Annotated in this window: 18 protein-coding genes; 3 read left to right on the top strand and 15 right to left on the bottom strand. The window is 34.0% G+C overall.

From position 1 onward, the window contains the following. Both H8911_RS02550 and H8911_RS12335 read left to right on the top strand, forming a co-directional pair. On the top strand, positions 1 to 194 hold a 194-nt coding region (locus H8911_RS02550; protein ID WP_186998605.1), incomplete at its 5' end, for a transposase. A gap of 2 nt (positions 195 to 196) precedes the next feature. Beyond that, positions 197 to 373: a hypothetical protein gene (locus tag H8911_RS12335; RefSeq protein ID WP_217256915.1), complete on the top strand. Its 177-nt coding sequence runs from the start codon at positions 197 to 199 to the stop codon at positions 371 to 373. Between the two features lie 151 nt (positions 374 to 524). Here H8911_RS12335 and H8911_RS02545 read toward each other — a convergent pair whose 3' ends face one another. From H8911_RS02545 to H8911_RS02535, 3 genes are all read right to left on the bottom strand, one after another. After that, a complete protein-coding gene (locus tag H8911_RS02545) occupies positions 525 to 1,163 on the bottom strand; it encodes a Crp/Fnr family transcriptional regulator (RefSeq protein ID WP_227403109.1) in 639 nt (212 codons plus the stop codon). Between the two features lie 164 nt (positions 1,164 to 1,327). Continuing rightward, positions 1,328 to 1,501, bottom strand: coding sequence for a hypothetical protein (locus H8911_RS02540; RefSeq protein WP_154556314.1), 174 nt, complete (start codon positions 1,499 to 1,501; stop codon positions 1,328 to 1,330). A 111-nt stretch (positions 1,502 to 1,612) separates the two neighbouring features. Continuing rightward, entirely contained in the window at positions 1,613 to 2,050 is a 438-nt protein-coding gene (locus tag H8911_RS02535) for a DUF3284 domain-containing protein (protein ID WP_117926514.1), read from the bottom strand. Positions 2,051 to 2,102: 52 nt separating this feature from the next. Here H8911_RS02535 and H8911_RS02530 point away from each other — a divergent pair, with 52 nt between their 5' ends. Next, complete coding sequence (locus H8911_RS02530) at positions 2,103 to 2,852, top strand: TatD family hydrolase (RefSeq protein WP_186998604.1); 750 nt, start codon at positions 2,103 to 2,105, stop codon at positions 2,850 to 2,852. A gap of 24 nt (positions 2,853 to 2,876) precedes the next feature. Here H8911_RS02530 and H8911_RS02525 read toward each other — a convergent pair whose 3' ends face one another. From H8911_RS02525 to H8911_RS02475, 12 genes are all read right to left on the bottom strand, one after another. Beyond that, positions 2,877 to 3,239 carry a Spx/MgsR family RNA polymerase-binding regulatory protein gene (locus tag H8911_RS02525; RefSeq protein WP_222620931.1) on the bottom strand — a complete coding sequence of 121 codons (363 nt, stop codon included), beginning with the start codon at positions 3,237 to 3,239 and terminating at the stop codon, positions 2,877 to 2,879. Further along, positions 3,232 to 4,188, bottom strand: a complete 957-nt coding sequence (locus H8911_RS02520; protein WP_117924530.1) for a ribose-phosphate diphosphokinase — start codon at positions 4,186 to 4,188, stop codon at positions 3,232 to 3,234. Before H8911_RS02520 ends, H8911_RS02525 begins: the two co-directional genes overlap by 8 nt. 29 nt (positions 4,189 to 4,217) lie before the next feature. Beyond that, the gene (locus H8911_RS02515) at positions 4,218 to 5,219 is read right to left on the bottom strand and encodes a bifunctional UDP-N-acetylglucosamine diphosphorylase/glucosamine-1-phosphate N-acetyltransferase GlmU (protein ID WP_117924529.1); all 1,002 of its coding nucleotides are present in this window, start codon (positions 5,217 to 5,219) and stop codon (positions 4,218 to 4,220) included. A gap of 90 nt (positions 5,220 to 5,309) precedes the next feature. After that, positions 5,310 to 6,659 carry a hypothetical protein gene (locus H8911_RS02510; RefSeq protein ID WP_186998603.1) on the bottom strand — a complete coding sequence of 450 codons (1,350 nt, stop codon included), beginning with the start codon at positions 6,657 to 6,659 and terminating at the stop codon, positions 5,310 to 5,312. A gap of 27 nt (positions 6,660 to 6,686) precedes the next feature. Beyond that, complete coding sequence (locus H8911_RS02505; RefSeq protein ID WP_117924525.1) at positions 6,687 to 7,298, bottom strand: ComF family protein; 612 nt, start codon at positions 7,296 to 7,298, stop codon at positions 6,687 to 6,689. Continuing rightward, positions 7,295 to 8,206 (bottom strand): helicase-related protein, encoded by a 912-nt coding sequence (locus H8911_RS12875; RefSeq protein WP_288002965.1) that lies wholly within the window; start codon positions 8,204 to 8,206, stop codon positions 7,295 to 7,297. Before H8911_RS12875 ends, H8911_RS02505 begins: the two co-directional genes overlap by 4 nt. Next, entirely contained in the window at positions 8,178 to 8,462 is a 285-nt protein-coding gene (locus H8911_RS12630; RefSeq protein WP_199519647.1) for a hypothetical protein, read from the bottom strand. The genes H8911_RS12875 and H8911_RS12630 overlap by 29 nt, the downstream gene beginning before the upstream one ends. 38 nt (positions 8,463 to 8,500) lie before the next feature. Next, the gene (locus H8911_RS02495) at positions 8,501 to 9,667 is read right to left on the bottom strand and encodes an aminotransferase class I/II-fold pyridoxal phosphate-dependent enzyme (RefSeq protein WP_186998602.1); all 1,167 of its coding nucleotides are present in this window, start codon (positions 9,665 to 9,667) and stop codon (positions 8,501 to 8,503) included. Between the two features lie 215 nt (positions 9,668 to 9,882). Continuing rightward, positions 9,883 to 10,092: a 50S ribosomal protein L31 gene (gene rpmE, locus H8911_RS02490; protein ID WP_003865737.1), complete on the bottom strand. Its 210-nt coding sequence runs from the start codon at positions 10,090 to 10,092 to the stop codon at positions 9,883 to 9,885. Positions 10,093 to 10,186: 94 nt separating this feature from the next. Further along, positions 10,187 to 11,881 (bottom strand): M3 family oligoendopeptidase, encoded by a 1,695-nt coding sequence (locus H8911_RS02485; RefSeq protein WP_186998601.1) that lies wholly within the window; start codon positions 11,879 to 11,881, stop codon positions 10,187 to 10,189. 42 nt (positions 11,882 to 11,923) lie between these two features. Beyond that, a complete protein-coding gene (locus H8911_RS02480; RefSeq protein ID WP_003865735.1) occupies positions 11,924 to 12,115 on the bottom strand; it encodes a hypothetical protein in 192 nt (63 codons plus the stop codon). Further along, a complete protein-coding gene (locus tag H8911_RS02475; RefSeq protein WP_117924517.1) occupies positions 12,115 to 13,098 on the bottom strand; it encodes an ABC transporter ATP-binding protein in 984 nt (327 codons plus the stop codon). The genes H8911_RS02480 and H8911_RS02475 overlap by 1 nt, the downstream gene beginning before the upstream one ends. Position 13,099: the final 1 nt, after the last annotated feature.

Below are 13,099 nucleotides of genomic sequence, written 5' to 3'. Positions count from 1 at the left end.
TTGAAGCAGACAAAGGCCAGGTGGTGGTCTGCAATAAAAAAGTGAATAATGCGATCATTGAGAATCGAAACAAGATTATCAAGTGTATCAAGAACAACGCCAATGGCTACACCAACTGGCTTCGCTTCCGCAATCGCGTAATGTATGTACTCGACCCAAATGCAACATTCAGCCTGGAGCCAAGGGAGAAATGATCATGGATGCACAAGATATTATCGAATTGATCGAATACTTCAGAAATCTTCAAAACAATGAAATGAAATTTGAAATTGAAGAACTACGAGGATACATTGACATAAGATTCGAAGAATTATATGACAAGTTAACTGAATACATTGATTCCAATCATTCAGATTCAAATCACCCATTATAAAAAGAGCAGAGATTTCACAATATCTCTGCTCCCTAGTTAATAATCCTTTAAACACTCATAGGGTTTTCAACCCTACAATTTTTAAAGCCAACTTTTAGTCAACCCTATCTAATTGCGGATTACCATTATTAACTCTGCGCTTTGTTTTGTATTATGCTTGTACAAATTGTTTTAAATAATCTACGTCTAAAATTAAAATCTTCTGATAGACCATCGAGATTACATTTTGCTCACGTAACCCTCTTAAAATACGATTTACACTATTTCTAGTAGAAATACCGCAGAATCCTGCAATATCATCGTTTGTCACTTGGAAATCAATTAAAATACCCTTTTTTACTTTTCTTCCGAATATAGGAATCAATTGATAGATAAAAGCACACACTGCTCCATTTTTACCATTCATAGTCATAAGTTGTTGTCTAAAAATAGCTTCCGTTAATTTAGTACGATAATATGAATTCACATACTCTTTTAACTCTGGATCTTGATTTACAAAATCCCAGAATAACACTCTTGGAATACGATAAAAAGTAGCCGTTTCACTCTCAATACGAACGTTAAATGGAGCTGATGTATATTGACTTACTTCATCTTTTAATAATGAAATAATATCTGGTCCTTTAATATAAGAAATATTAAATTCTCTTCCATCACGCAAAATTATACTAGTCTTAACAATACCTTCTTTTAACACGTACGTATCTTGTTGTTCTAAACCATAATACGTTAAATATGTGTGTCTTTTTTTTGTGATTGTAGGTACTTCTTTTTCTTCAAGAAATTTCACCAAATAATTGCTGACCATAAGTTACCCTTTCTCTTTCAGTTAACTCAGTATAACATACTCCACAAAAATTATAGGTAACATATGTTATTATCAATGATCTTCAAATTTTAAATAAAAAAGATCCACCGCCCAAATAATGCTTACTGTTAAAACTTTTTTCATTATTATTTCTGATGTTTTGAACAAATCGCAACTCCAACACCGATTGTTGCCATACAAATAACTGAGAACCAACCAGTGTGAGTAAATACTTGGTTGCTAGAACCAATTCCTGCTGCATATAGAGGCATTGGAACAAATAACAATGATGCCCCCGCTAAATAACCTAACTTTTTCATATCCAATTCCTCCTTCTTTTGTTGGGTTAAAGCTTTTCTATACCAATCTTATAACGCATATAAACAAAAAAAGAAACCAAGATGGAAAACTTGGTTTCTATTCTGGTATAATCAGTTCTTGTTATTTCTTTCATTTAAAATAAACTTTTCAACCTCTTTAAACATTTTCTTTGATTTTTTAGCCGACTGTTTTTCTGCCATTTTTTGTCTCCAAACAGGAATTTCCTTTGGAGAAACATTTTCGTAAATTTCTTCATAAGTCACTTTGATTTTTGATTCATTTAAAGATTCAATCTTATAAGAAATAGTTGTATGGTCGATTGCCGTGACAAACGTTGCTTCATACAATGTATTCGGAATCAACCTTTTAATATGCACAGTAATTTCTGAGCCGATTCCTTTTCTTTGAGCTGATTTCTTTTTATATTTTAACCCTTCTTTTAATTCTAAATTTTTCTTCGTGACATTTTTAACTTCTTCTTTTAAAGATTTCATCATCAAATCATAAAACTCTTTATCACTTACATTTAATTCCATGCTAATTTTCATATTGCACCTCTTTTAACACAATTATATACTATTTTAAGAAAGAAGGTTAGTTATGTATACAGATAGTCATTGTCACATCACTTGTGATCGTTTATATAGTCGAATTGACGAGATCATTGAAAATATCAAAGCTAAAAATCTTACTTCATGCATGATCATGTGCACAAGTCCTGAAGAATTAGAACGTGCGAAAAAGGTAAAAGAAAAATATCCATTTTTTAAAATTGCCTTTGGATGGTTTCCAAGTGATGCCAAAGAAGTTGCAGATAAAGAAATTCAGTATCTCATTGATCAAACGCCTTATTTAGATTGCTTAGGAGAAATTGGATTGGATTACTATTGGGATACAAGTTTTAATGATTTACAAAAAGAGCTATTTATCAAGCAGATTCAAATTGCGAATGAACACAATCTTCCTATTTCTATTCATATGCGCGAATCCACAAAAGACTGCATGGATATTTTAAAACAATACGCAAAGACAAAAATTATTTTCCATTGCTTCAGCGGAAGTAAAGAAACTATGATGGAATGTTTAAAAATGAATTCTATGATTTCGTTTGCCGGACCTATCACATTCAAAAATGCTAGACAAGCCCCTGAATGTATTTCAGCATGTCCTATTGATCGAATCATCACAGAAACGGATTCTCCTTATTTAACACCTGTTCCTTATCGTGGAAAAGAAAATGAACCTATGTATGTGGAATATGTCGCAAAGAAGATTTGTGAAATTAAACAACTTGATGAAGCAAGTGCATGTAGACAAATTGAAGAGAACTTCAATTCCGTTTTTGATTAAATAAAGACCTGTCGATAGACAGGTCTATTTATGTAAGTTTTCGTATTCTGATACTTTGTTTCCTATGATAATGATATCTCCTTGGATCACAATCGGTCTTTTTACTAACATACCATTTGAGGCAAGTAATTCAATCAATTGTTCTTCTGTATATGTTTCGCGTTTTTCTTTTACATTTAATTCACGATACAACATACCACTTGTATTGAACAATTTTTTTAATTCCACACCACGATCAATCCAACTTTGAATCTCTTCTTTTTTTGGATTATCTTCTTTAATATTTCGATATGTAGCTTCAATACCCAAATCTTGTAGAGCTTTATATGCCTTTTTACAAGTTGAACAAGGAGGATAGCCAATAAACAATGTTTCCATATTAGTCATCAAATGCGTGTGCTAATACTTCTGATAATGAAGAATTTTCTTCAACTGCATGAATCAATCCAGCTAACAATGGTGCCATTGAAAGAACAGTCATTTCTGGATAATTTTTTTGGTTTTCTGTTTGATCAATTGTATTTGTACAAACGAATCCAGTTAACTTAGCAGCTTTTAAACGATCGATAGCAGGTCCTGAAAGGATACCATGTGAACATGAAGCATAAACCGCTTTAGCTCCCTTGTCTTTCAACATTTTGATACCAGCAGTTAATGTACCAGCTGTATCTACCATGTCATCGATGATGATTGCAGTTTTACCATCAACATCACCAATTAGGTTCATAGCTTCAGCTACATTTGGTTTAGGACGACGTTTGTCGATGATTGCGATAGGTGCACCTAATGCATTTGCTAAGTTACGAGCACGTACAGCTCCACCGTGATCAGGAGATACAACTACGATTTCACCTAATCCTTCTTGGTGTTTGAAGTAATCAGCAATCAATCCATTCGCAGTAATATCGTCTGCTGGAATATCGAAGAATCCTTGAATCTGAGTAGCGTGTAAGTCAACTGTAACTACGCGATCAGCTCCAGCTCTTTCTAATAAACTAGCAACTAATTTAGAAGTGATTGGTTGACGAGGTTTCGCTTTACGATCCTGACGAGCATATCCAAAATATGGAATGATAGCCGTAATGCTTGCAGCACTTGCACGTTTACATGCATCAATACCAATTAAAATTTCCATTAAATTTGAGTTTACAGGTTTATTTGTACTTTGTACAAAATATACGTGTTTTCCACGAACAGATTCTCCAAGTTCTACTAAGATTTCTCCATCCGCAAAGTGTTTAACTTCACATTTACCTAATTCCAATCCTAATTCTTTACAAATATCTTCTGCTAAACCAACGCTAGATGATAAAGCAAATACAATAGTGTTTTTCATGATTTATCCTTTCTCATACCCTATCAGGTTTATTTTATGGTTTTATTATTGCTTACATAAGACATAGGCCCTACAACAGAACCTTCTTCTATGCAAGAATTGACGACTTTACTTGAATCTACAATTGCACGATCTTCAATTTTCGAATTATTCAAATAAGAACCTGGTAAAATCTCAACGAAATCACCGATTTCTGTATGTCCAAGAATTTCAACATTTGGATGAATAATTACATCATGTCCAATCGTTACATCTTTTCCAATAACTGTTCGCAATGGGTCTACAATCTGTACCCCTTCTTTCATCCAGTTATTGTTGATTCGATTGCGCATCCATTCATACGCTTTATGTAATTCTACACAATCATTGATTCCCATGACTTCATCACGGTCTTCAACTACCAACCCCTTAACAACCTTTCCTTGATTTGCCAAAATCTTAACCAAGTCTGTTAAGTAATACTCGTGTTGAGCATTATTTGTTGTTAATTTATCAAGATTGTCAAATAAATCTCTGTTCTTGAAACAATACATACCTGCGTTGATTTCACAAATTTGTTTTTGTTCTTCTGTACAATCCTTTGCCTCTACAATCGCTTGAACATGACTATTTTCATCACGAACAATACGACCATAATGAGCTCCATCATCCAATACAGAAGTTAATAGAGTTAATGATGCATCTTGATTGGTTTGGAATAGTTTTTCCAATGTCTCAGGCTGAATACATGGTCCGTCTCCATTAATAATCAATGTATCCCCATCTTCATCCTTTAATTGTGTAGCTTGCATAACCGCATGACCTGTCCCCAATTGTGGTTGCTGCAAAGCAAATTCAACATCTGGAAAAGCTTCTTTGATACTTTCAGCCTGATATCCGACAATCACTACAATTCTTTCTACAGATACCGCTCTTAAAGCATCAATAATGTAAGCCAACATTGAACGATCAATAATCGTATGCATTACTTTGCTACGATCTGATTTCATTCGAGTTCCTTTTCCTGCCGCCAGAACAATCGCATTACGCATATTTTCACCTGACTTTCCGTATATATTCTAACAAAAATCACAAGACATTAAAAGGTCACACAAAGAAAAAGACAATACATTTTGTATTGTCTAATCTAATTGATTCAATTGATTTTGATAATCATTGATTTGTGAATTCAATGAATCTACTTTTGATTGTGCATCTGTTACATCTGAATTTGCACTATCCAATTTCATCTTCGCTGATTTTAACTTATTCTGTAAAGAAGAAGTATCCGAATTCTTTTGTGCAGCACTTAATGCCGTTTTTGCATCAGCCAAAGCCGATTTTGTTGTGTTTACATTATCAACCAATCCCTGATGTTCAGCATATAATTGCTGTAACTCTGTATATTGATCTTGCGTCAATTCGCTATTTGGAATTTGCTCCAATTCACTGCGACGATTCTCACATACCTGTAGCGCACTTTGTGCATTATCGTAATCCGCTTGTGCACTAATTACAGCACTTTGAGCAGCACTTACACTGCCACCTGCAGAATCAATCTGAGACTGTAATGAATCGACATCACTTTGAGCTGAAGACTGTGCATTCTGCGCATTTTCTAATTCTGATTGTGCACTCAACAACTGCTTTTTAAGATCATTGATTTTTTGTTTCAACTGCGCTTTCTTTTCAGCAATTTCAGTGTTGTTGTTGTCTTTTTTCGTACTTGTCTTCTTATTTGCACTCGCAAGTAATTCATTGAAAGTTTTACCGGTAACCTCTTCTAAAATTTCATCAATCTTCTCTCTTTGTTTACGCGTTAAACTGTTATATTTACTTTCAAAACCAATAATTTTCTTTTGGTCACTTGAAGATAAATCATCATAGTTGTTTGCAAAATCTAATAATTCCTGGTAATTCTTCTTTTGAACCTCCGATGTTTTTTCATCAGAACTAGACAATCCACCAGTCATTAGTTTCATGCCACCAAATATCAATAATGAAACCAACAACACACCTACAACACCTAAGGCAACATACATTCCAGTTTTAGAATGGCTCTTTTTTGGTGCTGATTTCTTTTTGCTCGGCTCTTTTTTCTTGTTGATTACTTCTCTTTTTAATTGAGGACCCTTACCCTCCTCTAACAAAGACTGAATTTCATCATCATCAATCACAACAGTTTGATTTGTAGAATCTGCTTCCTGTTTTAAATCATCCGCATTCCACATTACTGTACGAGTTGCAGAAAGATCTTCTTTTGACTCATTTAAATCCTTTGATCCAACCACAAACGTATCTCCTAGTGAAGGTTCCTCTTTTTTTGCTTGAAACGGAATTTCCGGTTCAGGTTTATGTTTTTCTACTCGACTACGAGTTTGATTCTTTGTGAATTGATCCATTTTTTGTTCTAACGTATCTTCCTCGTTTGTTTGAAATGAATCTAATAATTGAGAAATCTCATCATTCTCATTCTTTCTTTTCTTATCCATAGCTTCTATCGCCCCTTTTAGAATATTTTACCAAAACCCCTTTGATTTGACCACTATGTTTTCTTGATTTGCCAAAATCCAAAGTGGATGTGCCGCTAAAACAAACATGCAGTCCGGATGGATCAACTGCTTTGCGGCCAATAGTGTGCTTCCAGTTGTACAAACATCATCCACCAACAATATTTTCTTTTTAGGCAATGGATACAATTGTTTCAAACCCAATACATTCTTAATTTGTGATCTTTGCAATTTTGTTGCTGAAGACTGCTTTATATCCTTCTTTTTGTAGAAAGGAGAATGAACAAAAACATCTAACGACGAATACATATCAATAGCTGGTTCAAATCCCCTTTCCATACGTTTTGCATCACTACTGCATAAAGTACAGACACAATATTTTTTAAAGATATTCTTTAAATATAAGTGTTCACACAAAAAAACATCTTTTAATACAACATCCCTTTGTTCCTTATACTGAAAAAACAACCTCTCTAAAAACTCATCATACTCATAGAGAACATATAAAGGGATACCATCTATATTATAGACTTGTTTATGTAGCTTGAAATTTTTTGAACAATCCGGACATATCAAAAGATCATTATAAAAGAAAATCTCAAAATTGCGAATTGCACTCATTTTTTTGTGGCAACATAAACAGTATCGTTCATCTTCGTAATTTGACTCACACAATCTTTGATAGATTCGCTTGAAGCTTGGCATAAACACACACCCTTTCCCTCTGGATCTTTAAAACTTCGTCCCACACGTCCAAAAATCTGAATAAGACTGGCCGTGGTAAAGACTGAATGATCTCCTTTAAAAACAACAACTTGAACGCTTGGAATCGTGATTCCTCTTTCTAATAGTGTGGTACAAACTAGTGCACTCAATTCTTTATTGCGAAAACAATCTAAAATTTCATCTTTATTTTGTGTAGAAGAATGAATAAAATCTGTCTTCACAAACACATTAAGAATCAGCTTCATCCACCTTCCATCTTTTTTTCGAGGGACAAAAACTAATGTTTGTTTTCCCTCTTTTTGGAATTTTATGCACAAATAAATTACAATCCATACTTGAATTAAAATAGATACCTGTATCACTTTAGGCACAATCAACGGGTGTTTATGTGGCCTTTCAAACAAACACACAAGCTCTATTTTATTTTGTTTCACAAGTTCCATACTCTCTTTGTCTGGTGTTGCACTCAACATTAGTTTTTGTCCAATACACGCCTGATTAGCTATGGCCTGAAGCACTTCGTTGCCCACAAAAGGAAAGGCATCTAACTCATCTAAAATTAATAAATCAAAGGCATATGGATAACGATACAACTGGTGTGTAGTACATACAATAAGGTCTGCATCTGTAACTTGGGTATATCCTTGAGCCACTTCACATACACTTAATTCAGGAAACGCTATCCGCAAACGATTTGCGATTTCAAGAACAACCTGTCTTCGACTGATTGCAAACCCTACTTTCTTTCCTTGTGCTAAATACCCACAGATACTTTCAAAACAAATTTCTGTTTTGCCTGGCACCTGTACTGGCGTAAAGTATTACGTCTTTTCCTTTACTTAAATGTTGATATACTTCGTGACTTGCACATTTTTGCGAAGCAGTGAGTTCATAATCAAGTTTAGGTTTACCCTTCCACGTTCTATGCTTCAATTTAACCGGATTTATTTTTTCATTAACCTCCAACCTAGAAAAATCAATGCATTTACGACAATAATAAACTCCATGATCATACGCAAATAATTTAGGATCTTCATTTTGACATCGATTACACTTCATATACTCTTATACGAAAAAAAAGTGCAAATTTTTGCACTTTACTTAAAAATTTCAGATTTTTTTATTCTTTCTGTCGCTTTTTGGATATCCTCAATATCTTGAACAAGAGCTAAACGCACATATCTAGTACCATGAACGCCAAAAGCCTGGCCAGGTGTAACTACAACACCTGTTTTTTCCATCAAATCTTTTGTGAAGGCATATGAATCTTCATATTGATCTGGAATTCTTGCCCATACGAACATTGTTGCAGGACTCTTATCAATATGCCATCCTACTTCATCAAATGCTTCACATATAGCATCTCTTCGATCTTGATAAGCCTGACAAGTTGAGTGAATGCTTGCGCCTCCATGTCTTAGTGCTTCAATACCTGCATATTGTATAGGTAAGAAGATTCCATAATCCATATTTGATTTAAGGGTATTATAACAATCAATCACTTCTTTATTACCAACACACACACCAAGTCTTGCACCAGCCATTCCATATGTTTTCGAGAAAGAATTTAATTCAATTCCTATTTCTTTAGCTCCTTCAAAAGATAAGAAACTCTTTCCAACTTTACCATCGAATACAAGTTCACTATATGCATTATCATGTAAAACTACAATATCATATTTCTTTGCAAACTGAATCAACTCTTCATAGAATGAATCTGGTGCTATAGCACAAGTTGGATTGTTTGGATAAGATACAATCATAATCTTCGCTTTTTTCGCAATTTCTTCATCAATTTGATCCAATTGAATGACATAGTTATTCTCTTGCAACAAAGGCATATATTCAACTTTAGCCCCTGCAATCTTTGGCCCATCACTAAAAATTGGGTAATAAGGGTCAGGCACCAATACAATATCACCTGGATCACACATAGCTAAAAACAATGTGCTTAAAGCTTCTTGAGATCCTTGTAGACAGATCATTTCATCATATGTTAGCTCTACATTATAACGGTTCTTATACCAATCGTGGATTGCTGATTTCATTTCAGGTAATTCATTGATCGCATACTTATAGTTTTCTGGAACCATAATTGATTCTTGCAGTACCTTCATAATGGATGGTTCAGGCGCAATATTTGGCGATCCAACTGAAAAATCAATTGTTTCATTTCCTGTTCTTTGTGTATAATCCAGCTTCATATTTTTCAATTCTGTAAATATAGAAGATTGAAATACATCCATTCTTTTAGCTCTTTTCACTTTAATACACCTCACTATTTTTAATTTATTTTCTTTATTATAAACGTAGCAATAGAAGTTTTCAAATACCACAGTTATTCTCGTGTAAATTTGATAATTTTAATATAACCGAGCAAGCTTGAAACGTCTATTTTAAAGTATATTTAATTTTTAATAACGATTTTTTTATAACCAAAATAAAAAACAGTGCCATTTCTGACACTGTCATTATATTACTACTTCAAACCATATTTCTTGTTAAATTTCTCAATACGTCCCTGAGCAGCAGCGAAACGTTGACGACCTGTGAAGAATGGGTGGCAGTTACTGCAAGTATCTACACGTAATTCATCACCTTTGATTGTACTACCTGTTTCGAATTCTGCACCACAAGATGTACAGATACATTTAACTTTATGATAATTAGGATGAATTCCTTGTTTCATATTGATGTATCCTCCTTCCGCCTTAAGTCATATTGACCCAAAGTAAGTGCTATACAATTATAGCAAGCCTTTTTTCAAATCGCAAGATGTTTTTTTAAAATTGTGAATCGTCTGCTTTTTCAAACCATTCGCGAACCAATTGAACAGTATCTTTTAAGCATCCTGATTCAAAAGGAACCTTTAATCCTGCTTCTTTTACAATTTTTCTGAATGGCAATGTTCCACCAATCTTACAAATGTGTTTGTAATCTTCAAAAGCCTTTTCATCATTCTTTTGAATACGAGCCCAGAACTGCAACGCGCATACTTGAGCTAATGTGTAATCAATATAATAGAATGGATCCATGAAAATGTGAAGCTGGCGCATCCACCATCCACCTTTTTCTAGAATATCAATACCTTCATAGTTTTTATGAGGCAAGTATTGTTTTTCCAACTTTCTCCAAGTAGCCAATCTTTCTTCACAAGACATTTCTGGTTTTTCATATACTTCATGCTGGAAGTGATCTACTAAAACTCCATAAGGTAAGAACTTAACAGCTCCTGACAAATGATTGAAATAATATTTATCTACATCTTCTTCAAAGAAAGATTTCATCCATGGATATGTAAAGAATTCCATAGACATAGAGTGGATTTCACAAGATTCATAAGTAGGCCATACACAATCGATTGGGAAAATATCCTTACTTGAATACACTTGGAAAGCATGTCCTGCTTCATGTGTTAGTACTTCAGCATCATGGCTAGTCTGATTAAAGTTTGCGAAGATAAATGGAGATTGATAATTTGGAATGAATGTACAATATCCACCAGCTGCTTTACCAGGCTTTGAATCTAGATCTAATAATTCTCTTTCTGTCATAAATTCAAAGAATTCACCTGTTTTAGGATCTAGTTCTTGATACATCTTTAATGCACGTTTAACTAATTCTTCACGAATATATTTAGGGGCTGGATTTCCTGAAGTGAATTCAAACTTTTCATCCCAAGCATGCAAAGTATCATAACCCAAACGTTTTTGTTGACGAGCATACAACTCATTATCTAAAGGAACAACATCTTCTAATACTTGTTTACGATAGTTTTCTACATCATTTTTATTGTAGTCAAAACGCATCATGCGATAGTAACCAAGTTCAATATAGTTTTCATATCCTAATTTTTTAGCCATACGCGTACGCACTTGCACTAATTGATCATAAACTTCACCGATTTCTTTAGCATGTTCGTCATACCATCCCCAATAGGCTTGCATTGCACGTTTACGAGTATCTCTATCTTTATCATTTGTCTTTACTTCTAAAGCAGCAAGAGTATATGTTTCACCATCAAACTCAATTTGTGCACTCGCAATGATTGCTTGGTATTTAGAAGCTAATTTATTTTCTTCTTGCATTTCAGGAATTATAATTGGATCAAATGATTTTTCTTCCATTTCTCTTTGTAAGAAATATGTTTCTGGTACTTCTTTCTTTAATTCAGATACAAAAGAACTTTCCATTACAGCCTTATTACAATTCACAATATCTTCCTTTAATACTGGAAGCATTTCATTTAAAAAGTCGTTTTCTTTTGTATAATATTCATCTCTTGTATCTACTGTATGACGCACTTCAACAAGAGTCTGATTGGTATTGATATATTTATTTACGTCATTCAATTCAATAAACGCATTTTTAAAATCATCATAAGAAGCTGCATTCTGTAATTTTGTACAAATCGCCTTTAATTGTGCCTGCAAAGCTTCAATATCCATATGTTCATATTTATAATCTGTAAATTTCATATCTTTCTCCTAAAAAAATAGAGAAGCCGAAAGCTTCTCGTATTATGCAAAGATGGCATTCCAACCAAAAATTAATAGCGCTAAAATAACAATGGCACCTAATAAAATTGGCCAGAATGTACTACTAGCTGCAATTAATAAGGCTAGAAAATCCCCTTTTTCAAGACGATCTTCTTTACCTTTTTGTTTATCTTTTTTTTCTAACATCTCACGCATAGATGGGCGCTTAGACATTAGAATTCACCTCCAAAGTGACACTTAACAAAGTGATTTGGCTTAACCTCTTTTGTTGCTGGTTCTTGTTCACGACAAATGTCTTTCGCAAATGGGCAACGAGGGTTGAATTTACATCCCTTAGGAATGTTTACGTTACTTGGAATTTCACCTTGAATCACTTGCATTTCTTTACGTTTTGTAGGGTCTGGTAAAGGAATTGCACCAATCAACGCTCTTGTATAAGGGTGTTGAGGGTTAGAGTATATTTCATTCTTATCTGCAAGTTCCATCATACTACCTAAATACATTACACCTACACGGTCAGAAATATGTTTTACAACTGACAAGTCGTGTGAAATGAAGATATAAGAAATGTTCTTTTCTTCTTGCATATCTTTCATTAAGTTGATGATTTGTGATTGGATAGAAACGTCCAATGCACTTACTGGTTCATCACAAATAATGAAGCTTGGATCTAATGCTAAAGAACGTGCGATACCAATACGTTGTCTTTGTCCACCTGAGAATTGGTGAGGATAACGATAGCAATAGTAGCTTGGCAAACCACAACGGTCCATTAGGTTTTTAACATATGCATCTAGTTCTGGACCTCGTTTGAATTTTCCGTGAGCAATCAATGGTTCAGCCAAAATATTGAATACAGTCATACGTGGATTCAATGAAGAATATGGATCCTGGAAGATAAACTGCATTTCTTCACGTAAAGCACGCATTTCTTTACGAGATTTCTTCGCTACATCTTCACCTTCGAAGATTACCTCTCCGCTTGTTGGTTCATAAAGACGAATGATTGTACGACCTAAAGTAGATTTACCACATCCTGATTCACCTACTAGACCTAATGTTTCACCTTCGTATAAGTCGAAAGTAATATCATCTACGGCCTTAACACATGGATCACCATCTTTATATTTTCCTTTTTTTAGAGGGAAGTATTTTTTTAAGTGTTTTACTTCAAGAATTTTTCTTTTTTCTGCCATG

This window comes from Holdemanella hominis (assembly GCF_014306155.1).
GTDB lineage: Bacteria > Bacillota_I > Bacilli_A > Erysipelotrichales > Erysipelotrichaceae > Holdemanella > Holdemanella hominis.
The sequence above is the reverse complement of the archived record's forward strand: the minus strand, read 5'-3'. Positions and strand labels throughout refer to the sequence as shown.